This window comes from Paraburkholderia sp. GAS38, assembly GCF_050434965.1.
GTDB lineage: Bacteria > Pseudomonadota > Gammaproteobacteria > Burkholderiales > Burkholderiaceae > Paraburkholderia > Paraburkholderia phenazinium_A.
Window position 1 is genome coordinate 493,124 of record NZ_JBNDJO010000002.1, and the last position, 21,736, is coordinate 514,859.

15 protein-coding genes are annotated in these 21,736 nt (G+C 66.2%); 10 read left to right on the forward strand and 5 right to left on the reverse strand.

What is annotated here, in order from left to right; translation table 11 throughout:
* The gene (locus P3T42_RS06385) at nucleotides 1-1,494 is read left to right on the forward strand and encodes a chemotaxis protein CheW (RefSeq protein WP_429305486.1); all 1,494 of its coding nucleotides are present in this window, start codon (nucleotides 1-3) and stop codon (nucleotides 1,492-1,494) included.
* A gap of 63 nt (nucleotides 1,495-1,557) precedes the next feature.
* Here P3T42_RS06385 and P3T42_RS06390 read toward each other — a convergent pair whose 3' ends face one another.
* Nucleotides 1,558-2,241 carry a lysozyme inhibitor LprI family protein gene (locus tag P3T42_RS06390; protein WP_074299979.1) on the reverse strand — a complete coding sequence of 228 codons (684 nt, stop codon included), beginning with the start codon at nucleotides 2,239-2,241 and terminating at the stop codon, nucleotides 1,558-1,560.
* Nucleotides 2,242-2,475: 234 nt separating this feature from the next.
* Between P3T42_RS06390 and P3T42_RS06395 the strand changes: the two genes are divergently transcribed.
* The 8 genes from P3T42_RS06395 to P3T42_RS06430 all read left to right on the forward strand — a co-directional run bounded on the left by P3T42_RS06395 (nucleotide 2,476) and on the right by P3T42_RS06430 (nucleotide 10,102).
* Entirely contained in the window at nucleotides 2,476-3,186 is a 711-nt protein-coding gene (locus tag P3T42_RS06395) for an SH3 domain-containing protein (RefSeq protein ID WP_429305487.1), read from the forward strand.
* 35 nt (nucleotides 3,187-3,221) lie between these two features.
* Nucleotides 3,222-4,208, forward strand: coding sequence for a 2,3,4,5-tetrahydropyridine-2,6-dicarboxylate N-succinyltransferase (gene dapD / locus P3T42_RS06400; RefSeq protein WP_074299977.1), 987 nt, complete (start codon nucleotides 3,222-3,224; stop codon nucleotides 4,206-4,208).
* 109 nt (nucleotides 4,209-4,317) lie between these two features.
* Nucleotides 4,318-6,639, forward strand: a complete 2,322-nt coding sequence (locus P3T42_RS06405; RefSeq protein WP_429305488.1) for a putative bifunctional diguanylate cyclase/phosphodiesterase — start codon at nucleotides 4,318-4,320, stop codon at nucleotides 6,637-6,639.
* An 87-nt stretch (nucleotides 6,640-6,726) separates the two neighbouring features.
* Nucleotides 6,727-7,341, forward strand: coding sequence for a glutathione S-transferase family protein (locus P3T42_RS06410; RefSeq protein ID WP_074299975.1), 615 nt, complete (start codon nucleotides 6,727-6,729; stop codon nucleotides 7,339-7,341).
* 204 nt (nucleotides 7,342-7,545) lie between these two features.
* Nucleotides 7,546-7,734: a hypothetical protein gene (locus tag P3T42_RS06415; protein ID WP_429305489.1), complete on the forward strand. Its 189-nt coding sequence runs from the start codon at nucleotides 7,546-7,548 to the stop codon at nucleotides 7,732-7,734.
* Between the two features lie 77 nt (nucleotides 7,735-7,811).
* Nucleotides 7,812-9,206 carry an FAD-containing oxidoreductase gene (locus P3T42_RS06420; protein ID WP_429305490.1) on the forward strand — a complete coding sequence of 465 codons (1,395 nt, stop codon included), beginning with the start codon at nucleotides 7,812-7,814 and terminating at the stop codon, nucleotides 9,204-9,206.
* Between the two features lie 66 nt (nucleotides 9,207-9,272).
* Nucleotides 9,273-9,608 carry a cupin domain-containing protein gene (locus P3T42_RS06425; protein ID WP_429305624.1) on the forward strand — a complete coding sequence of 112 codons (336 nt, stop codon included), beginning with the start codon at nucleotides 9,273-9,275 and terminating at the stop codon, nucleotides 9,606-9,608.
* Nucleotides 9,605-10,102: a metallophosphoesterase family protein gene (locus P3T42_RS06430; protein WP_074299972.1), complete on the forward strand. Its 498-nt coding sequence runs from the start codon at nucleotides 9,605-9,607 to the stop codon at nucleotides 10,100-10,102. The genes P3T42_RS06425 and P3T42_RS06430 overlap by 4 nt, the downstream gene beginning before the upstream one ends.
* A gap of 84 nt (nucleotides 10,103-10,186) precedes the next feature.
* Here P3T42_RS06430 and proP read toward each other — a convergent pair whose 3' ends face one another.
* The 3 genes from proP to argA all read right to left on the reverse strand — a co-directional run bounded on the left by proP (nucleotide 10,187) and on the right by argA (nucleotide 14,144).
* Nucleotides 10,187-11,689: a glycine betaine/L-proline transporter ProP gene (proP, locus tag P3T42_RS06435; protein ID WP_253190198.1), complete on the reverse strand. Its 1,503-nt coding sequence runs from the start codon at nucleotides 11,687-11,689 to the stop codon at nucleotides 10,187-10,189.
* A 690-nt stretch (nucleotides 11,690-12,379) separates the two neighbouring features.
* Nucleotides 12,380-12,655 carry an oxidative damage protection protein gene (locus P3T42_RS06440; protein ID WP_074299971.1) on the reverse strand — a complete coding sequence of 92 codons (276 nt, stop codon included), beginning with the start codon at nucleotides 12,653-12,655 and terminating at the stop codon, nucleotides 12,380-12,382.
* Between the two features lie 100 nt (nucleotides 12,656-12,755).
* A complete protein-coding gene (gene argA / locus P3T42_RS06445) occupies nucleotides 12,756-14,144 on the reverse strand; it encodes an amino-acid N-acetyltransferase (protein WP_074299970.1) in 1,389 nt (462 codons plus the stop codon).
* Nucleotides 14,145-14,167: 23 nt separating this feature from the next.
* On the opposite strand from argA, the gene hrpA reads away from it, so the two are divergent.
* Nucleotides 14,168-18,589, forward strand: coding sequence for an ATP-dependent RNA helicase HrpA (gene hrpA / locus P3T42_RS06450; protein WP_429305491.1), 4,422 nt, complete (start codon nucleotides 14,168-14,170; stop codon nucleotides 18,587-18,589).
* Between the two features lie 129 nt (nucleotides 18,590-18,718).
* Here the strand turns inward: hrpA and P3T42_RS06455 are convergent, their stop codons facing one another.
* Nucleotides 18,719-21,439 (reverse strand): YadA-like family protein, encoded by a 2,721-nt coding sequence (locus P3T42_RS06455; protein ID WP_429305492.1) that lies wholly within the window; start codon nucleotides 21,437-21,439, stop codon nucleotides 18,719-18,721.
* Nucleotides 21,440-21,736 lie beyond the last annotated feature (297 nt).

Here is a 21,736-nt window from a genome sequence, read left to right on the forward strand (position 1 = left end):
ATGGATATCAACGCTACGTCCGCGAGCAGTTCCGCCGTCGAACTGTTCGGTTCATTCCATCTCGGCGAGACCGAACTCGCGCTGCCGGTCGCGGCCTTGCAGGAGGTGGTCAACTATCCGGCGGCCGTCACGCCGGTGCCGCTTGCGCCCACTCATCTGCTCGGACTCTTCAATCTGCGCGGCACGCTGATTCCCATTGTCGACCTGCGCCAGTTGCTGCATTTGCCGGACGACACCGCGCGCGCCGCCAGCAAGATCGCCATCGTCGAACTGGGCGACGTGCGCGTGGGGCTGCAGTTCGATACGACCGGCGAAATCCTGCGCGTGCCGGCTGCGCAGAAGATTACGTTCGAGCGTACGGACCACGCTCCGCCGATCATCTGCGGTGCGCTGAAACTCGACGGCGGCGAGCGGATCCTGCAGATCCTCTCGGCAGCCGCGCTGCTCGGCTTGCCCGACGTGCCGCAGTTGCATCATCGCGCCGCGGCGACGGAGCGGCGCGTGCAGCAGGCACAGCGTCGCCAGACCGTGTCGTTTCGCGTCGCCGGGGCGCATCTCGCGCTGCCGATGGCCGCGATTCAGGAGATCATCCGCGTGCCGGCCATGCATCCGTCGCCGCTCGCCGACGAGGTCTGCATCGGCATGCTGAACCTGCGCGGCACGACGGTGCCGGTGATCGACTTTGCCCGCTTCATGGGCCTTGCACGTGACGACGCGGCAGCGTCCGGCCACGCCGCGGCTTCCGATGAACGGCGCATTGTGGTGCTCAACCAGTACGACGTGCATGTCGGCCTGATGGTCGACGAGGTGCGCAGCATCGTCGGCTACCGCGACGACGAACTGATGGTGATGCCCGCCTATAGCCGCCGGCACGTTGCGTTGTTCGCGGGTTGCCTCGGCAACGAAGGACGCGACAGCATCATCCTGCTGAGTCCGGATGCGCTCTGCACGCATCCGCGGATTACCGCCGTGGCTCAGGGTCATCGCGACCTGTACCGCGACAGAACCCAGACGGAGGCTTCGAACCGGCGCGGCGGCACGCGCGAGACCTATGTGACGTTCCGCCTCGGACATCTGCTCGGCGTGCGCATCGGCCAGTTGCGCGAGGTGATCGACTACTCGGACGAGATCGTCGCGACGCCGGGCGCGCCCGCTTTCGTGCGCGGCGTGCTGCATCTGCGCCGCGAACTCCTCACGGTGATCGACGTGCGCGCCATGTACGGCATGCCGTCCTACGAAGACCCGACGCACGCGAAGATCCTGATCGTCGAACATCGCGGCGAAAAGTACGGACTCGTGGTCGACGCGGTCGACAACATCGTGACCATCGAGTCCGGCAGCCGGATTCCGGTCCCGGCCATGCTGACGCGCCAGCTCGGCAACGGCTGGGGCAACGGCATGACGGAAGCCGTCGAGTTGCCGGGACGCGGCACCTTGATGCTGATCGACCTGGCCACACTGTGCGAACGCGTCGCGGTGGAGTCGGTGGCCTGACGGCCGGCGTGTGGGTGCGAGGGCAGACGGCCGCCGCGCTTTTTTTGCGCCGCGGCTCCGCGCCTACTGTTCGGCGACCGGTTCCGCGACCGGTTCCGCCGGCGACTGCGCCACGTTCGCGAGTCCGCAGAACCAGTCGCCGCTGTGAGGCGGATATTGCCAGCGCGTGTCCTGCTTCAGGACCGTCGCGCACTGGTCATGCAAGGTGATGCCCGGATCGGCGGAAGTGCATTGCAGGGCCACCGTTGCGGTGGCTGCGTTGGCTGCGGTGGCCGCCCTGGCTGCGTTCGCGGCGTCGGCCGTGTCTGCCTTGCCCGCGTCAGGTTGCGCATGCGCGATGGCGCGCCGGTCCGGGTCGCGGGATAACTCATGCGAACCCGGTGCCGGCTGGTCGGGCTTGTCCGGCTGAGCCGCCGGGCCGCCTTGCGGGAGGCTCGCCAGCAGGCGCTGCAACTCTTCGATGCGCCCGGTGTACCAGGTTTTCAGGCAGGCTTCGTCGCTGCAGTTCGCTTCGCGCCAGGCCCATTTGCTGTCGCTGTCGGCGCGGAACGCCTTGGGGTTGGCGACGGCGCGGCGCGCCTGACGGTACAGCTTGCCGAGCAGGTCGTCGAGGGTGGACAGATCGGCTCGATGGCAGATCAATTGCTCCGGGACCGAGCGGCCCTTGTTGCAATCGAAGCTGGTCGCATGGGCCGGCAGGTGGATGAGCAGCAAGCTCGCGAGAGTGGCAGTGCGGAATATCTTCATGGCGGTACCGGCGAAACAGGGGTTCGGGGTGTGCGATGAATGATCGGCTGAACTGGAATCGCGCAGACCTCAAAAAAAGGACGAGTTTGCGATCTGCTTACCAAATGTTTCCCATGCGGTTTCCTGCGCGGCCACGAATGACCTGCGGCGTTCATCGGGATGCGGTACGCTAGGTCTCGCAGCGACCAGCAAACCGCGACAATCAGAAAACCGCCCCGACCTCAGGAGGCCGCAATGCGAAGACAGTTCGTGCAGTGCTGTTATGCAGGGTTGACCAGTCTGTTGCTCGTGCCCGCTGCCGCCTTTGCGCAGACCCAGGCCGTCACCAATGGTCCGGTGAACCTTCGTGCCGGGCCCGCACGAGACTATCCGGTGGTGTCGCAATTGCCGGGCGGCGCACCCGTCACGGTGATGGGCTGCGTGGCCGGTTATAGCTGGTGCGATGTCGCACTGCCGAACCTGCGCGGCTGGGTATATGCAGGCCGTATCAGCTACCCTTATCAAGGTAACCCGGTGCCGGTGCTGAACTACGGCACGGTGATCGGTTTGCCTATCGTCACGTTCTCGATCGGCACGTATTGGGGCAACTATTACCGTGGGCGGCCGTGGTATCGCGATCAATCGCGTTGGGCGCATCGCCCGCCGCCGCGCCCGCCGCATTCCGGCGCGGGACGCCCGCCCGGACGTCCGCCCGGTCCGCCGCCGGGTGGTCCAGGCGGCAGGCCGCCAGGTGGGCGCCCACCGGGGAATGCGGGTGGACGGCCGCCGGGTAATGCGGGCGGCAGGCCGCCGGGCGGCCAGCCCCCAGGCGGCCAGCGTCCCGGCGCAGGCGGGCAGCGCCCGGGCGGTTCAGGCGGCTCCGGTGGCCGGCCACCGGGAGGCGGAGGCCGGCCGGGCGGAGGTGGCGGGGGTGGCAAGCAGGGCAGGCCGCCGCAGGGCAACTAGGCGGATCTCACCGCATCTCATTGGAGACAGGAGTAATGGCATTGGGTGAACACAAGACGGGCGGCGCGATGGCGGTCGGTCTCGCGACCGTGGCCGCCGACGGCACGATTCTCGATAGCTGGTTTCCCGAGCCCGAGCTGGCCGACGAGCCGCTCGCCGGGGGCACGGTGCGTCTGTCGCACGACGACGTGTCGCGGGCGATCGGCGACGCGGCCGCGAACTGCCTCGGCCCCGACGAGCGTCGCGGCGTCGAGGTGGTCGGCGTGCGGACCGCGATCGCGTCGCTTGCCGAGCCGCCGCTCGATGCGCATGACGTCTACCTGCGCCTGCATCTGCTCAGTCACCGGCTGATCAAACCGCACGAAGCGAATCTGAACGGATTGTTCGGATTGCTTGCCAACGTCGCATGGACCTCGTTCGGCCCCTGCGCCGTGGAGGCGGTGGCCCAGATCCGGATGAAGGCGCGCGCCGCGCGCACCTCGTTCGAAGTCACCAGCATCGACAAATTCCCGCGCATGACCGATTACGTCGTACCGTCGGGCGTGCGCATCGCCAATGTGGACCGGGTGCGCCTCGGCGCCTATCTTGCGCCCGGCACCACGGTGATGCACGAGGGCTTCTGCAATTTCAACGCGGGCACGCTCGGCGTTTCGATGGTCGAAGGGCGCATCAGTTCAGGCGTGGTGGTCGACGACCACAGCGATATCGGCGGCGGCGCGTCGATCATGGGCATGCTCTCGGGCGGCGGCAAGCAGGTGGTTTCGGTAGGCAAGCGCTGCCTGCTGGGCGCGAATGCGGGTATCGGCATTTCGCTCGGCGACGACTGCGTCGTCGAGGCCGGTTGCTATGTCACGGCGGGCACACGGGTGAGCTTGCCGGACGGTTCGGTGGTCAAGGCCGCGACGCTGTCGGGGCAGCCCGACTGGCTGTTCCGGCGCAATTCGCAAAGCGGCGCGGTCGAAGCGATTCCGCGCAACAAAGCATGGGGGCAACTGAATCCGGATTTGCACAAGCACAACTAGGTGGCCGGCATGGCCTCGCCATGCCCGATGGATCAATTGATGCGTCCAGGCGTAAACCCCAGTGTGCCGTAGGCCCAAACCTGCCGATGTTGCGATAGGGGGCTCAGATATGACTTGCCAGGTGACACCAGGTGACACGGTTGGAGCAGCGTCTGACAGCACCCGCTATCCATCGGGGCTGGCTGAGCAATTGCTGGCCTCCGAGCGCAGCGTACTGCGGCTGATCACGCGCAATACGCCGCTGCCGGAACTGCTGGACGAAGTGTGCCGCTACGCGGAGGCCCTGCTCGGCGAGGCCGCGAGTTGTTCAATCCTGCTGCTCGACGAGGACGGCGTCCATGTGCGCGCCGGCGGTGCGCCCTCGCTGCCGAAGTCCTATACGGCCGCGCTCGACGGCGCCGTCATCGGTCCGCAGGTCGGCTCGTGCGGCACGGCGATGTACCTGCGGCGCATGGTGGTGGTCGAGGACATCGAAACGGATCCGCTGTGGGCGGACTACCGGCAGCTCGCCTTGCCGATCGGCCTGCGCGCCTGCTGGTCGATTCCGTTCGAGAACGAAGAAGGCAGGGTGCTCGGCGCCTTCGCGGTCTACCATCGCACGCGGCGGCGCCCCGGTCTCGAAGAAGAAGCGATGCTGCGCAATATCGGCCGCAGTGTCGGCCTCGCGGTCCACCAGGACGCCATTGCGCAACGCCTCGCACAAAGCGAAGAGCATCACCGTCTGGTGGTCGATCACCTGAATGAGGGCATCGTCGTGCAGGCGCGCGGCGGCATCGTGCTGGCCTGCAATCCGAGCGCGCAGCGCATGCTGCATGCGGGGGCGGACCTGATCGGCCGCGATATCCTGACCGTGATGGTGCGCGCCTATCATGAAGACGGCACGCCGATCGCTCACGCCGACCGCCCGACGGTGCGCGCGCTCGCCACCGGCAAAGCGCAGCTCGGCCTGACGCTCGGGCTCGAACTCACCGACGGCGAGATCATCTGGATCACCCTGAACGTGGTGCCGATCCTGAAGCCCGGCGAGCGCGAGCCGGGTTCGGTACTGGTCTCGTTCACCGATATCGGCCCGGTGCGCCAGGCCCAGCAGCAACTCAAATACCTCGCCACCCGCGATTCGCTCACCGGCCTCTATAACCGCGCCTATCTGACCGAGCGGATGCGCGACCTGTTCGAGCCGTCGGGGCTGGAGACCGAGCTGGCGCGCGTCGCCGTGCTGTTCGTCGATCTGGACGGCTTCAAGAAGGTCAACGACACGGCCGGCCACGAAGCGGGCGACGCGCTCCTGTGCAGCGTGGCGCGCCGGCTGGCGTCGTGCGTCGCGCCGGAGGACACGCTTGCGCGGGTAGGCGGCGACGAGTTCGTGATCGTCGTGAGCGGCTACAACGACACCGGCGATCTGATCGCGCTGGCGCGGCAGATTCTCGAGACGGTGGGCGTGCCGTTCGCCGTGGCCGACAACGAGTACTACCTGGGCGCGTCGATCGGCATCAGCCTGTTTCCGGAAGACGGCCTCGATGTGCCCACCCTGATGCGCAATGCCGACTCGGCGATGTACTCGGCCAAGCAGCGCGGCCGCAACAACTTCCAGTTCTTTACGGCGGAGCTGAACCAGCATCTGCAACGGCGTTTTGCCATCGAGCAGTTCCTGCGCCGCGCGCTGGCGGCGGGCGAGCTGAGTCTCGTCTACCAGCCGATCATCGACAGCCGGCTCGGCCGCACGGTGGGCGCGGAAGCGCTGCTGCGCTGGTACAACAGCGAACTGGGCGACGTGTCGCCGGTGGAGTTCATCCCGGTCGCGGAGGACACGGGGCTGATCGTCGCAATCGGCACCTGGGTGCTGGAGCGCGCCTGCGAGCAACTGGCCGAATGGCGGCGCACCCTCGCGCCGGACCTCGTGATTGCGGTGAATCTCTCGCCGCGCCAGGTGAGCGAGGGGCTGGTCGAGCGCATCGAGCGCTGTCTTGCACGCTGCGGACTCGGACCCGATGCGCTGGAGCTCGAGATTACCGAGCGCCTGCTGATGAGCGACAGCGAAACCGTGCTGCCGATCCTGAGCGCGCTCAGCAACATGGGCGTGCGGATCTCCGTCGACGATTTCGGCACCGGCTATTCGTCGCTGTCGTATCTGAAGCGCTTTCCGCTGCATAACCTGAAAATCGACCGCTCGTTCGTGGCCGGTCTGCCGGACCATCGCGACTCCATCGCGATCACCCAGGCCGTGGTGGCGATGGCGCATTCGCTCGGCATGAACGTCACGGCCGAAGGGGTGGAGACGGCGGCGCAGGCGTCGTTTCTGCGCTCGATCGAGTGTGACAAGCAGCAGGGCTATCTGTTCAGCCGCCCGGTGGCGGCGAGCGCCTATGCGCGCAGCCTGGCGGAAACCGGCCAGCCGGCCGGCGAGGCGGGGGTGTTGCGGCAGATGGAGTAAGGTGCCGGGAGCGGCGTCGCATCGCCAAGCGCTGCCGCTTCGTCTAAAGTCATGCATTCCTCCCCCTCTCGACCAACGAGGTCACGAATGCAACTGATCGGCATGCTGGACTCCCCCTATGTGCGTCGCGTAGCGATTTCGCTGGCCGTGCTCGACCTGCCTTTCGAGCATCGCAGCGTGTCGGTGTTTCGCCAGTTCGACGAATTCGCGAAGATCCACCCGGTGGTCAAGGCGCCGACCTTTATCGAGGACGACGGCACCCTGCTGATCGATTCGAGCCTGATCCTCGATCATCTCGACCATAAGGTCGAGCCTGCCCGCCGCCTGCTGCCCGAGGAGCCCGCGGCGCGGCTGCAGGCGCTGAGCCTGATCGGCTTCGCGCTCGCAGCCACCGAAAAGGCCATGCAGACGGCCTACGAGCGCAATCTGCGGCCGCAGGAGTTTCAATTCGAGCCGTGGGTCGAGCGGATCCAGAAGCAGATGCACGCCGCGTTCGGCGAACTCGAGACGCGTCTGGCGGGCCGCGAGGGCTGGCTGTTCGGCGAGCGCCTGATGCAGCCGGATATCACGGTGGCCGTCGCCTGGCGCTTCACGCAGTTCATGCTGCCGGGCGTGCTCGATGACGCGCGTTATCCGGCGCTGGCGGCGTTTTCCGCACGCGCCGAGGCGCTGCCGGCGTTTATCGGCGCGCCGCTCGAGTAACCCGGGTTCTTGCCCGAACCGCGCCGCGCCCCAGCGGCCGGCCCTGAGCGGGCCGTTCGGCGCGCGGTGGCGGATTGTTCACATTCCTCGACAAGTCCCTTCGCTTTCCGGCTATTTATCCGCGCGCGGCGGATGCCTAGAATCCCACCATCGAAACGAAAGTAGCGTCTCGCCGAAGCGGCCCGACGCGGTCGGGAGTGGGAAATGCGAGCATTGATCGAAAGACAGCTTTATCACCCATCGGTGGTCCTGCCGATGGTGGCCTTGATGCAAATGATGGTGGCGCAGGATTTCAACCTGAGCCAGGTGGGCCTGATGGTGGCCACGAAGGGCGCCCGGGCGGCGCTGCAACGCTCGCGCCAACTGATCTGCGCGGCACACTGCCACGGCTGAACGCGCCGTACCAATCTCCTCCGCGAGCGCTAGCGTAAGATGGCACAACGCTGCCATCAGCCCTCGGGAGACATGTCATGCCCCAGCATTTCGATGCAGTCGTGATCGGCACCGGACAAGGCGGCTCGCCGCTCGCGGTGCGCCTCGGCGCAAGCGGCCGCAAGACAGCCGTGATCGAGCGGGCCGCGTTCGGCGGCACCTGCGTGAACGTCGGTTGCACCCCCACCAAGAGTTATGTCGCGAGCGCGCGCGTCGCGCACGTGGCGCGTCATGCGGCCGGCTACGGCGTGCAGGTGGCGGGCGCGGTGAGCGTCGATCTGGCGCAGGTCAAGGCGCGCAAGGACCGGATCATCGGCGAGTCGCGCAGCGGCGTCGAAAAGTGGCTGCGCGGCGCGGCCAATGTCACCGTGTTGCAGGGTCATGCGCGTTTTACCGGTCCGCATGCGCTGAGCGTCAGCGGACCCGACGGCCGGATCGTCGACGCACTCGAAGCGGACGAGATCTTCATCAACACCGGCACGCGTGCGGTCGTGCCGCCGCTCGACGGCATCGAGCGCATCCGCTACTACACCAATTCCACGCTGCTTGAACTGACCGCGTTGCCCGAGCATCTGGCGATCGTCGGCGGCAGCTATATCGCGCTCGAATTCGCGCAGATCTTCCGCCGCTTCGGCAGCCGGGTGACGGTGATCGTGCGCGGCGAGCGCGTGCTCGCCCGCGAGGACGCCGACTTCGCGCTGGCTGTGCAGAAGGTGCTGACGCGCGAAGGCATCGAATTTCGTTTTGGCGTGCAACCGCAGCGCGTCGAGCCGCTTGACGGCGAGGGCGTGCGGATCGCGTTCGAAGGCGCGCAGCCAGTTGTCGACGCGTCGCATCTTCTGTTCGCCACCGGCCGCAGGCCGAATACCGACGACCTGGGCCTGGCCGCCGCCGGCCTTGAAACGGACCGGCACGGCACGATTCCGGTCGACGGTTTCTTGCGCACGCGCGTGCCCGGCATCTGGGCGATCGGCGATGTCAACGGCCGTGGTGCGTTCACCCATACGTCCTACGACGACTACCAGATCGTGGCGGCGAATCTCGTCGACGGCGGCACGCGCAGCGCCGATACCCGCATCATGGCGTACGCGGTTTTCGTCGATCCGCCGCTGGCCCGCGTGGGTCTGTCCGAGACCGAGGTGCGCGCCTCCGGCCGCGCCGCGCTGATCTCGACCATGCCGATGTCGCGCGTCGGCCGCGCGCGCGAACGCGGCGAGACCGACGGCTTCATGAAGGTGCTGGTCGACGCGGAAACCAAGCAGATCCTCGGCGCGGCGATTCTCGGCATTGAGGGCGATGAAGCGATTCACACCTTCATCGACATCATGACGGCCGGCGCGCCATATCCGACGCTGCAGTACGCGATGCATGTCCATCCGACCATCAGCGAACTGGTGCCCACCTTGCTCGACGGCCTGAAGCCAATGAAGTAAAACTTCGCGCCGCGGTCCCGCGCGCGTGCACGAGACGCTTTGCAACTGCTGACCTTGGGAGTCGCCATGCCGGCGATCGGCAATCTGTTTGACATCGGTTCAACGCAAGGCGCCGACGAGCGCTTCGATACGCTCGTCGAGCAGGGCGGCATGACGATCGAGCGCATCGTCTCAACTGGACAGGCGAGTCCACCGGGCTTCTGGTACGACAGCCCGCGCGACGAATGGGTCGTGCTGCTGACGGGCGCGGCGAGCCTCGAGTTCGAAGGCGACCCGCAACTACACGCGCTGCAGGCGGGCGATCATGTGCTGATCGAGGCGCATTGCCGGCATCGGGTAGCGTGGACGCATGAGACGGAGCCGACGGTGTGGCTGGCGGTTCACCATGAGGCGGGCGTATGACCCTGACGACACGCGCCAACCTCAATCCAACGATCGCCCGGATAGGCCTGATTTCCGACACGCACAATCTCGTGCGACCGGAAGCGTTGCAGCATCTCGCGGGCTGCGATGCCATTATCCATGCGGGCGATATCTGCGAGCAGGCAGTGCTCGATGCGCTCGAACGGATTGCGCCCGTCACCGCCGTGCGCGGCAACAACGACACCGGCGACTGGGCCCGCGCACTCCCCACGCAGGCGATGCTCACGGCGCAGCAGGTGACGATTCTGGTGGTGCACGACATCGCCGAGGTGGAGGCCGATCCGCGCAGCAAGGGGATCGGCGTCGTCGTCACCGGGCACTCGCACAAGCCGCTGATCGACGAGCGCGACGGCGTGCTGTTCGTGAACCCGGGTAGCGCGGGGCCGCGGCGCTTCAGGCTGCCGGTGTCGGCGGGACTGTTGATCGTCGACGGCGCGCGTGCGACGGCCACGCTGCATACGCTGCTGACGTAAAAACGGGTCGCCCATGCCGAGGCATGGGCGACCCGCTTGTCTGCACGAGGCCGTTGGCCCCGGCCGTCGGATCAGGCCGCGCGCTTAAGCCCGCGCCGTCGCGCCCGACGCATACTCCTCATCCATCTCTTCGGCCTCGCGCTCGCCGCGCAGCACGGCGTGCGCTTCAGCACGCGTGGCGACGCAGGGACCCGAGCCGAGCAGCGGCTGGCGCGCGGTTTCGCGCAAGGCGAGCACCGACACGATACCGATCAGCGAGGCGCCCATCAGATAGTACGCGGGCATCATCAGATTGCCGGTGCGATCGACGAGCCATGCGGCCACGAGCGGCGTGGTGCCGCCGAACAGCGAGACGGAGATATTGAAGCCGATCGCCAGCGCGCCATAACGGATCCGCGTGGGAAAGAGCGCCGGCAACGCCGACGGCATCACGCCCGTGAAGCACGACAGCAGCACGCCGAGAATCAGCAGGCCGCCGAACACCGGCAGCATCGCGCCCGTGCGGATCAGCAGGAGGGCCGGAATCGACAGCGCGAACAGGCCCACGCAGCCCAGCAGCATCACCGGCTTGCGGCCGATCGTGTCGGACAGGCGGCCGGCGAACAGCGTCATCGGCATCATCAGCACCATCACCAGCAGCACCAGAAAGAGGCCGTGCGTTTCGTCGAAGTGCAGCGTCGACGACAGATAGCTCGGCAGATACGACAGCGCCATGTAGTCGGTCACGTTGAAGATCAGGACGAGGCCGACGCACAGCAGCAAGGGCTTCCATTGCTTCGCCAGCAAATCGCGCAACGATTGCGTGGGCAGCGCCTTGTCTTCCGCTTCGCGCTCCTCCGCCTGCTTCTTGAACGCCGGCGTTTCTTCGAGCTTCATGCGGATGTAGAGACCCACCAGACCCAGCGGCCCGGCAATCAGGAACGGCACGCGCCAGCCCCACGACAGCAGCGCTTCGTGCGACAGCGTGGCCGTCAGCACGGCGACGGTCCCGGCGCCGAGCACATAGCCGATCAGTGTGCCGAATTCGAGGAAGCTGCCCATGAAGCCGCGGCGCTTGTCGGTCGAGAATTCGGCGATGAAGGTCGCCGCGCCGCCGTATTCGCCGCCGGTCGAAAAGCCCTGCACCAGACGCGCCACGAGCAGCAGTGCCGGGGCGAGGATGCCGATCGACGCATAGCTCGGAATCAGGCCGATCGCGAAGGTGCCGGCGGCCATCATGATCATGGTCATGGCGAGCACGCGCTGGCGGCCGATGCGGTCGCCGAGCGGCCCGAACACCATGCCGCCGACAGGCCGCACGAGGAACGCCGCCGCGAAGGTGCCGAAGGTGGCGATCAACTGCGCGGAGGGGCTGCTCGAGGGGAAGAACACCCGGCCGAGCGTCACGGCGATGTAGCTGTACACGCCGAAGTCGAACCATTCCATGGCGTTGCCGAGCGCCATGGCGCCGACTGCACGTTTGAGGAGGGATTTGTCGACGACCGTGATGTCGTCGAGGGTGAGGCGTTGTTCCTGCTTTTTGTGTCGCCAGAAGCCGTTGCTGGAAGCGGTCAAGGTGAAAACTCCAATGACTGCGACGAAACTCATGAAAACGCACATGAACGTTCCGCCACGGGTGCTGGGAAAGTGCAGTTTCGCGAACCGGGCGAGGGCGAATGCCGGGCTTCGATGGACCTGACGGGGCGGCGGCGTGAAAAAAAGAAACGCCGATGCCCGCGCCATGTCGCCTACGCGCATGTCGCGAAAAATTGCACTGCTCTAGGTGCTGCTGATTGTTTGCAACTGCGTGGCCGTGGAAGGGGGGCAGTTGCATGAGGACGCTGGGGAAGCCTGAAACCGCCCGGGCGCCGCTGAAAGGCTTGGCACGAAAAAGGCCGGTGATGAGCGCGAGAATCTCGCGATGTAACCGACAAGCCTTCTTGTATAAAAACTGTTCAAACCGCTATGAGTCGCGCACGGCGCCGCACAGTGAATTGAACGCGAATGATGGTGAATTGCTGTTGGAACGAAGAACATGATAGCACGATGACGGAGGATCGTGCAAACGCAGCGGCCCGGCGGAGCGGGTGGAGGCGGCTGAATCCCTTGCGGGGCGGGGGATCCGGGAGAGTGAGAAAATTTGAAACGGGGGCTTAAAAGTGGCCTGTGCAACGACCCGCCAGGAGGTCCAGGCCCAGCCGGACAGGCGAAAAAAATCCGCGCACGCGGCGCGGATTTTTCGTCGGACGGGCATCGAATGCACCCGGCGATGCGCGGCCCTCACGGGCGCCTATCGGATCAACTCTCCGACGGCGGCACGAACCCCGACGCCTGGTCGGCGCCTTCGCCGAAGAAGAACTTCTCGGTCTGCTTCATCAGATACTGGCGCGCGCGCGGATCGGCCATATTCAGGCGGTTTTCGTTGATCAGCATGGTTTGCTGCTTGAGCCACGCCTGCCAGGCTTCCTTCGAAATGCTTTCGTAGATCCGCTTGCCGAGTTCGCCCGGCAGCGGCGGGAAATCGAGGCCTTCGGCTTCCTTGCCGAGCTTCGCGCATTGAACCATACGAGCCATGCTGTGCTTCTCCTGTAATCGGTGGGGGCGCTGTTGCGTGCTGGTGCGCACGGTTGCGCGTGGTTGCGTTATATCTCGGGCAGTCGCTTTATGAGGCCACTCAGAGCTGTTTCATCAGCACGAGCGACTTGCGCTGCCAGTTATAGAGGCGGCGGCGATCTTCCGGCAGGTCGTCGACCGTTGCCTTCACAAAGCCGCGTTTCAGGAACCAGTGTTCGGTGCGCGTCGTCAGCACGAAAATGCGCGTGAGGCCGCGCGCGCGGGCGCGTTGCTCGATGCGCTTGAGCAGCCGCTCGCCGTCGCCGGTGCCTTGCGCTTCGGGGGCGACCGTGAGGCACGCCATTTCGCCGATGCGTTCCTGCGTGTACGGATAGAGCGCCGCGCAGCCGAACAGCACGCCATCGTGCTCGATCACCGAGAAATGGTCGATGTCGCGTTCGATCTGGTGACGGCCGCGCCGCACGAGGGTGCCGTCCGATTCGAGCGGCTCGATCAGCGCCAGAATGCCGCCGACGTCGTCCGGTGTCGCTTCGCGCAGGCTCTCGAGGTTCTCGTACGAGATCATCGTGCCGACGCCATCGTGCAGGAACAGTTCGAGCAGCAGGCTGCCGTCGAGCGCGTAGGGAATGATGTGGGCCCGTGCCACGCCGCCGCGGCAGGCGCGGATCGAATGCTTCAGATAGAAGCCGGCGTCGCCGGTGACTTCGCCGCTTTCGTGCAGCTTGTACGCGTCGTCCAGCGACAGTTCGCGCATCAGTTCGGGACCGTCCTCGCCGTCCTGCATCAGGCCGGGCGTTTCGGTCAGGAACACGATCTTGTCGGCGCGCAGCGCGATGGCCGCCGCCGAGGCGACGTCTTCCATGGACAGATTGAAGGCCTCGCCGGTAGGCGAGAAACCGAGCGGCGACAGCAGCACGAGCTTGCGGCTCGCGAGCGAATGGCGGATCGAGTCCGCGTCGATCTTGCGCACCACGCCGGTGTGGGCGAAGTCGACGCCGTCCAGAATGCCGACCGGCCGCGCCGTCACGAAGTTGCCGGACACCACGCTGATGTGCGCGTGCGCCATCGGCGTGTTCGGCAAACCCTGGCTGATGGCGGCTTCGATGTCGAGACGCACTTCGCCCGCCGCTTCTTTCGCGGATTCGAGCGCGCGCGCATCCGTGATGCGCATGCCGTGCGAAAACTCGGACTCCACGCCGTGCAGGCTCATCTGCTCTTCGACCTGCGGTCGCGAGCCGTGGACGAGCACGATCTGGATGCCCATGGCCTGCAACAGCGCGATGTCTGAGACGAGCGCATTCAGCAGCCCCTGATGCACCACCTCGCCGCCGAACCCGACGACGAACGTCTTGTTGCGGAACGCGTGGATATAGGGGGCAACCGAGCGCATCCAGTCGACGAATTGCGCGTGTTGCGAGTCGGATTCCGTAGCGCCGGACGTGGCCGGAGCGCTCGCGGGCGTGGGGACGAGGTCGGTTTGGGAATTCATGCCCGGGATTATAATGCGCCCCCATGTCGAATGTACCCAAAAGTCCCGCTCCGGCGAACGAGAAAACGGCGCGAGACGCCGCATCAGACCCATCGCGCGAGTCGCACGGCGAGGCGGAGCGGCGTGCGTCGCCGGCCGGCGGCGCGCAACAGCGGCCGCAGAAGGCTCCACAGAAGGCTCCTCAGAAGGCTCCTCAGAAGGGGCCGCAGCCGCGTCCGGCGCAGCCAGGAAAAACAAGCCAGGCGCAACCGCAGCGCGCGCGTGACGACGCGCGCCGTCAGGCGGATGCAGGTCAGGGGACGGATCAACGGGAGCGGAATGCGCCTCGGAATGCGCCTCGGAATGCGCCTCGCGACGCGCACAACACGGCCGGCCCGACGCGCGGCGCCGACGCCGGGCGCGCGCCTCGCGCACCACGTCCCGTGCGCACGGTCGAACCCAATCCGATTCCACCGATCTCCTTCCCCGAAGCGCTGCCGGTCTCCGGACGGCGTGACGAAATCGCCCGGGCGATTGCAGAGAATCAGGTGGTGATCGTCTGTGGCGAAACGGGTTCGGGCAAAACCACCCAGTTGCCGAAAATCTGCCTCGCACTCGGGCGCGGGCTCGGCGCGGGCGGTTCGGGACTGATCGGCCACACGCAGCCACGGCGGATCGCGGCATCGGCGACGGGCCGGCGCATCGCCGAAGAACTCGGCACGCCGTTCGGCGAAGTGGTCGGCTACAAGGTGCGCTTTACCGACAATCTGTCGCCGGGCGCCTCGGTCAAATTGATGACGGACGGCATCCTGCTCGCCGAAACGCAGACCGATCCGCTGCTCAAGGCCTACGACACGCTGATCATCGACGAAGCGCACGAGCGCAGCCTGAACATCGATTTCCTGCTCGGCTATCTGCGCGAGGTTTTGCCCAAACGTCCCGATCTGAAACTGATCGTGACCTCGGCGACCATCGACGCGGATCGTTTCGCGCGCCACTTCGGCACGGAAGAGAAGCCTGCGCCGGTGATCGAGGTGAGCGGCCGCCTGTACCCGGTCGAGGTGCGCTATCGCCCGGTGGCGGAAGACAGTCCGGCGGTGAAGTCCGCCGAGGGGTCGTCTTCGTCGTCCTCGCGCGAGCGGCCCAAAACCCAGCGCGAGACCGATCGCGACCTGATGGACGCGATCATCGACGCCGTGGACGAACTGTGCCGCGTAGGCCCCGGCGACGTACTGGTGTTCCTGCCGGGCGAGCGCGAGATTCGCGATGCCGCCGAGGCGCTGCGCAAGCACCATCCGCCGCATACGGAAATTCTGCCGCTGTTCGCGCGGCTGTCGGCGGCGGAGCAGGAGCGCGTGTTCCGTTCTTCCAACGCGCGACGCATCGTGCTGGCCACCAACGTTGCGGAAACCTCGCTGACGGTGCCGGGGATCCGCTACGTCGTCGATACGGGTTTGGCGCGCGTGAAGCGCTACTCGTATCGCAACAAGGTCGAGCAGTTGCAGGTCGAGTCCATCTCGCAGGCGGCGGCCAACCAGCGCGCCGGACGCTGCGGCCGGGTCGCGGACGGCGTGTGCATCCGCCTGTATGAGGAAAGCGACTTCCAGTCGCGCGTGCGCTTCACCGATCCGGAGATCCTGCGCTCGTCGCTGGCTTCCGTGATTCTGCGGATGAAGTCACTGCATCTGACCGCAATCGAAACCTTCCCGTTCATCGAGCCGCCGCCCGGCCGCGCGATTGCCGACGGTTATCAGTTGCTGAACGAGCTCGGCGCCGTCGACGACGACAACGAACTCACGCCGCTCGGCCGCGAGCTGGCGCGCCTGCCGCTCGATCCGCGCGTCGGCCGCATGATTCTCGCCGCGCGCGACCAGCAGGCGCTGCGCGAAGTGTTGATCATCGCGAGTGCGCTGTCGGTGCAGGATCCGCGCGACCGGCCGATCGAAGCGCAGGAGCAGGCCGATCAGGCGCATCGGCGCTTCGCCGACGAGCGCTCCGAATTCCTGCAATGGCTCAAGATCTGGAACTGGTTCGACGAGGCAATCGCGCACAAGAAGTCGAACCGCCAGCTGCACGACGAGTGCCGCGCCAATTTCCTCTCGCAACTGCGCCTGCGCGAATGGCGCGACGTGCATTCGCAATTGCTGACGGTGGTGCGCGAGCACGGCTGGCGCATCAACGAGGCCGAGGCGACCTTCGAGCAGATCCACCTGGCGCTGTTGACCGGCTTGCTCGGCAATATCGGCCTGAAAGCCGACGACGAGCCTTACTACCTCGGCGCGCGCACCATCAAGTTCTATCTGTGGCCGGGTTCGGCGCTGGTGAAGAAAGCCGGCCGCTGGGTGATGGCCGCGGAGCTGGTCGAGACGAGCCGCCTGTACGCGCGCTGTATCGCGAAGATCGAGCCGGAGTGGATCGAACAGATCGGCGCGCATCTGTTGAAGAAGTCGCTCTCCGAGCCGCATTGGGAAAAGCGCGCGGCGCAGGTGTCGGCTTTCGAACGGGCGGTGCTGTACGGTCTGCCGATTTATCACCGGCGCCGTGTGAGCTTCGGCAAGCAGGATCCGGCGCGGGCACGCGAGCTGTTCATCCGCGGTGCGCTGGTGGAGGGCGAGTTCGACACGAAGCTGGCGTTCTTCGCGCACAACCGCAAGCTGCTCGCGGACATCGAGCAGCTCGAACACAAATCGCGCCGCCAGGACGTGCTGGTCGACGACGAACTGATTTACGGCTTCTACGATCAGGCGTTGCCGCAGGGTATCTATACGGGCGCGTCGTTCGAGCGCTGGTATCGCGACGAAGTGAAGAAGAGCGGTCAGCCGGAAGACAAGCTGCGTTTGCTGTATCTGTCGCGCGACGATCTGATGCGTCATGAGGCGGCCGGCGTTACCACAGACCTGTTCCCGAAGCGGATGACGATGGCCGGCGTCGAGATGGCGCTGACCTATCACTTCGAGCCGGGTTCGCCGCGCGACGGCGTGACGTTGGCTGTGCCGCTGTACGCGTTGAACCAGGTAGATGCGCGGCGCTGCGAATGGCTTGTACCCGGCATGCTGAAGGAAAAGACCCAACTGCTGCTCAAGTCCTTGCCGCAGAAACTGCGGCGTCATTGCGTGCCGCTGCCGGAATATGCCGCGGGTTTTGCGGACCGCCATGCCGCGCCGCGCTTCGGTGCGGGCGGTTTGCTCGAGTCGCTGATTGCCGATGTCCGCGAGCAGACTCAGGTCGCGATGAAGCAGTCGGACTTCAAGCTCGAGACCCTGGCCGCGCACCTGTTCATGAACTTCAAGGTCGTGGACGAGCATGGGCGGCAACTCGCGATGGGGCGCAATCTGGCGCAATTGCGAGCGGAACTGGGCGGCCAGGCGCAGCAGCATTTTCAGAAGATTGCGTCAGGCGCGGCGGGTGTGGCGTTGGCAGGTGTGAGCGGCGCGGGCGCTGACGGTGCGGCTGGTGACGGACGCGGACAGGGCGGCGATCTGCGTGGCGAGGCCGCTGCGGCGGGGGCTGCGGGTGCAGGGTCGCGCGCAGGCGGAGCCGGCCGTGGCGCGCGCGGGCCGGGTGGCGTAGCCGTGCCGCAGACTGCGTTGCCGGATGCCCCTGCGTCAACCGCGCTCTACGAGAAACTGACGACGTGGAATTTCGGCAAGCTCCCCGAGTTGCTGGAAATCCGTCGCGGCGGCCAGACGCTGTTTGGTTATCCGGCGCTGGTCGATCGCGGCACGCATTGCGATGTCGAGGTATTCGACTCGCCGGACGAAGCCGCGCGCATTCATCGTGCGGGACTGCGGCGGCTGTTTGCGCTGCAGTTGAAGGAGCCGATCAAGTATCTGGAGAAGAACCTGCCGGGGCTGCGCGAGATGGCGATGCAGTTCATGCCGCGCGGCACCCAGGAAGAGTTGCGCGACCAGTTGGTCGATACCGCGCTGGATCGCGCCTGCCTGCAGGATCCGCTGCCGGCCGACGACCTCACGTTCCACACGCGCCGCGACGAGGGCCGTAGCCGCTTAACGCTGCTCGCCCAGGAGATTGCGCGTCTGGTGGGGCAGATCCTCAGCGAATACGCGACGGTCAACAAGAAGCTGGTGCAGGCGAAGCCGTTTGCGGCGGCTTATGCGGACATGCAGAACCAGCTCGATGCACTGGTCGGCAAACGCTTCGTGATCGACACACCGTATGCGCAGCTCGCGCATTTTCCGCGCTATCTGAAGGGCATCGCGCTACGCATCGACAAGCTGAAGGCCGACTCGGCGCGCGACGCGCGGCAGTTTGCCGAGTTTCATCCCTTGCTGCAGAACTACCAGCGTGCGCTTGCGCAGCGGGGCGGCGTGATGGATGCGCGCTTGTCCGAATTCCGCTGGATGCTGGAAGAACTGCGGATTTCGCTATTCGCGCAGGAGTTGCGCACGCCGATACCGGTGTCGGTGAAGCGTCTTTACAAGGTGTGGGAGTCGATGCAGCGCTGAGCGCGCAACCGGCGCACAAAAAAAGGCGCGACACCGACTGGAGGCATCGGTGTCGCGCAAAAGATGCAGGTCCGCCCAGGACCCGCATCCACTCGCTGCTTCCTCTATCGGTTCAGGCGAGACCTCCTTTTACCAGTGCATCCCGGCGCCGATCGACGCGCCGAACTGGCCGCGCGAGTCGCTGGTGCCTTGCACCTTGTAGACCCACTTGCCGGTCTCGGACAGTTGCGACACACCGAGCGCGACGGCCGACTGACCCGCGTAGGTGCCGCCGGCGACCGCTACCATGCCGTGACCCGGCAGGACGGCTTGCGGCAGACCGGCGGCGGCCAGAGCGGACGCCGTGCCGCCGTACGAATCGCGACGGGCCGAGCGGATCTTGTCGTCGGTGTAGTTGTTGGCCTGGCCGACGGCGCTGCTCATGCCCGAATTCAACTGATTGACGTTGACGGCGTCCGTGCCTTGCACGCCCGCGGCGACGTTGGTGATCTGACGTTCGCTGCCGGCCGCGCCGACCGAGACCGTGTTGGCGCGATCCGCCACCGAGCCTTGGCCCAACGCCACCGAATTGTCCGCGCCGGCATTCGCTCCGGCGCCGAGTGCCGTGGCGTTGTTGCCGGCGGCCACCGAGTTCGCACCCACCGCGACCGCGTTCGTACCGCTTGCCCGGGCGTTCGCACCGGCGGCGACCGAGTGGCTGCCGGACGATTGCGCGGCTTCGGTATTGGTGTCGCCGTCGGCGCTGAAGAACGCGCTGCCTGTGTTGCCGGAGATGTTTTGCACCGCGCCGTTGATGGCGGCGTTCAACTGGCCGAGGTTGACCGCGTCGGTGTCGAGCACGCCGTCCGCGACGTTGTGGATGACCGTGCCGCTGTCGCCACCTAGCGTGACGTCGTTCTTGTTGACCGAACCGTCGCTGTTGGTGTCGTACATCACCGCGCCGTCGACCTTGGCGGCCTGGCTCGCGACCGCGTTCAGCTGCGAGACGTTGACGGCGTCGGTGTCGGCGGTGCCGGCGGCGACGTTGGTGATCTGGCGTTCGTTGCCCGCGGCGCCCACGGAAACGCTGTTGGCGCGGTCGGCTACGGAGCCTTGGCCCAGGGCGACGGAACCGTCGGCGCTGGCGGTGGCCATGTTGCCGAGTGCCGCACTGCCAAAGCCCGTTGCCGAGGCGTTGGTGCCAATCGCGGTAGAAACCGTACCCGTCGCCGACGCGCCGAAGCCGACCGCCGTATCGCCGGTTTCACCGGCAAGGGCGGTGGCGCCCAGCGCTGTCGACTGGTTCCCTGCTGCGGTGGAGAGCGTGCCCACCGCAGTGCTTTGCGTACCCGCTGCCCACGACGACGTGCCGGCTGCCAGCGACTTGTCGCCCGACGCTCCGGCGTCGCTGCCGATCGCGGCGGAGTGCTCGCCGGTGGCGCTGGCGTCGTCCGAGCCGTCCGCGGGGCCGCTTGCCTTGAAGTAGTGCGATGCCGCCGCGCTGCCGGCCGTAGCGGCTTGCAACTGGCTCACGTTGACGGCGTCGGTGGGGTCTATGCCCGCTGCGACGTTGGTGATCCGGCGTTCGCTGCCCGGCGCGCCGACCGACACGGTGTTGGCCTGGTCGGCGATCGAACCTTGGCCCAGGGCGACCGAGTTGGCGCCGCTGGCGGTGGCGAGGCTGCCGATTGCGGTGGCGTTGGCGGCGCTCGCGGTCGAGTAGGAGCCGAGAGCGGTTGAGCCGTCGTCGCCGGCGAGGGCATAGCCGCCCACCGCGAGCGACGCGCCGCCGCTGGCCTCGGTCCCTGCGCCAACGGCCACGGCCATGTTGCTGGACGCATTTGCCAGCTTGCCGAGCGCGACCCCGTCCGCAGCGCTGGCCGACGCGCCGTAGCCGACCGCTGACGCGTAGTTGCCGCTGGCGACGGCGCTCGCGCCTGCCGCGACGGCTTTCGTGCCGCTGGCGACGGCGTCGTCCGAGCCGTCGGCTGGACCATTGGCCTTGAAGTAGTGCAGGGTGCCGCTTTGAGCGATGGTGTCAACTTCGGTGCTGATGTTGTTCACCTCGCCGCCGATCGTGGTGACCTGGCTGCTGAGGTTGTTGACCTGGCCGTTGATGGTGGTGACCTGGTTGCCGATGGTGCTGACCTGGCTATTGAGATTGCTGACCTGGCCGTTGACGTTGCTGACTTCGGCGTCGACTGCGCTCAACTGGCTGACGTTGACGGCGTCGGTGGGGGCGGAGCCCGCGGCGACGTTGGTGATGCGCCGTTCGCTGCCGGATGCGCCGACGGAGACTTCGCCTGCCGCCGTACCGGCTGCGATGGGCGTAGCGCCGGGGCCGTTCGGGGCGTAAGCCGTGGTCGTCAGATCGGCCTTCGCGGTCGAGTTCGCGCCGAGTGCGACGCTGTTGGCGCTGGTGGCCGTCGCGGCATAGCCGATCGCAACCGAATTGAGGCTGTTTGCTGTTGCACCTGTGCCGATAGCCGTCCCGTTGAGGCCATATACCGTGGAAAGGTCGCCGATGGCCGTGCCGAAATCGGTCAATACCCACGACGCGGCGCCGATGGCGGTGGCATTGTTGCCTGCCGCCGCCGCACTGGCTCCTGCGGCAACCGATGCAGCACCTACTGCCGCCGCGGTGTGGTCCGTTGACGGATTGCTGCCATTACTGGCATCGAAAAAGTTAGTCGCCGCGTTACCGGCCGCATAGGCGGCGCCTCCGGAAACCATCACCACCGCCGCCAGCACTGCCTGAGCCATCGCCAGCTTGCGTGACACGCCGCGCCTGGTCTTCGAACGAGCCGTTTCCGACGTGGCGACCCACGCGCCCGTCGTTTCATTCCAGACCGATTTATAAATCTTGTTCATGCTTTAAGAAACTCCGCGGAATTGCGATCGTGGACCGCGAGCCAATGCATGTCGATCTGAAAGAGGCGTCATCGCCCTTATATGCTTCGCATAGAAATTCGACATATCGACCGCGGTTTATCCGTTTGTCCATGTCCCATTGATTTTTCCGTGCATCCAGTTCGAATGCATCGCGCGCTTCTATCCACCTAAATTAAGTGCACGGGCGATGATCGGCGCGATTGTCAGGCTGGGCGGGGCAAAGTCGATATCAGTGAATTCTTAAATTATTCGGCCGGGACGGTTTTTGATTTCTGA

Bases quoted from the DNA above. Each gene is read 5' to 3' on its own strand.
- P3T42_RS06395 (WP_429305487.1), top strand. From the start codon at position 2,476: ATGCGAAGACAGTTCGTGCAGTGCTGTTATGCAGGGTTGACCAGTCTG.
- P3T42_RS06455 (WP_429305492.1), bottom strand. From the start codon at position 21,439: ATGAACAAGATTTATAAATCGGTCTGGAATGAAACGACGGGCGCGTGG.
- dapD (WP_074299977.1), top strand. From the start codon at position 3,222: ATGGCATTGGGTGAACACAAGACGGGCGGCGCGATGGCGGTCGGTCTC.
- P3T42_RS06385 (WP_429305486.1), top strand. From the start codon at position 1: ATGGATATCAACGCTACGTCCGCGAGCAGTTCCGCCGTCGAACTGTTC.
- P3T42_RS06415 (WP_429305489.1), top strand. From the start codon at position 7,546: ATGCGAGCATTGATCGAAAGACAGCTTTATCACCCATCGGTGGTCCTG.
- hrpA (WP_429305491.1), top strand. From the start codon at position 14,168: ATGTCGAATGTACCCAAAAGTCCCGCTCCGGCGAACGAGAAAACGGCG.
- P3T42_RS06390 (WP_074299979.1), bottom strand. From the start codon at position 2,241: ATGAAGATATTCCGCACTGCCACTCTCGCGAGCTTGCTGCTCATCCAC.
- P3T42_RS06410 (WP_074299975.1), top strand. From the start codon at position 6,727: ATGCAACTGATCGGCATGCTGGACTCCCCCTATGTGCGTCGCGTAGCG.
- P3T42_RS06430 (WP_074299972.1), top strand. From the start codon at position 9,605: ATGACCCTGACGACACGCGCCAACCTCAATCCAACGATCGCCCGGATA.
- proP (WP_253190198.1), bottom strand. From the start codon at position 11,689: ATGAGTTTCGTCGCAGTCATTGGAGTTTTCACCTTGACCGCTTCCAGC.
- P3T42_RS06405 (WP_429305488.1), top strand. From the start codon at position 4,318: ATGACTTGCCAGGTGACACCAGGTGACACGGTTGGAGCAGCGTCTGAC.
- P3T42_RS06440 (WP_074299971.1), bottom strand. From the start codon at position 12,655: ATGGCTCGTATGGTTCAATGCGCGAAGCTCGGCAAGGAAGCCGAAGGC.
- P3T42_RS06420 (WP_429305490.1), top strand. From the start codon at position 7,812: ATGCCCCAGCATTTCGATGCAGTCGTGATCGGCACCGGACAAGGCGGC.
- argA (WP_074299970.1), bottom strand. From the start codon at position 14,144: ATGAATTCCCAAACCGACCTCGTCCCCACGCCCGCGAGCGCTCCGGCC.
- P3T42_RS06425 (WP_429305624.1), top strand. From the start codon at position 9,273: ATGCCGGCGATCGGCAATCTGTTTGACATCGGTTCAACGCAAGGCGCC.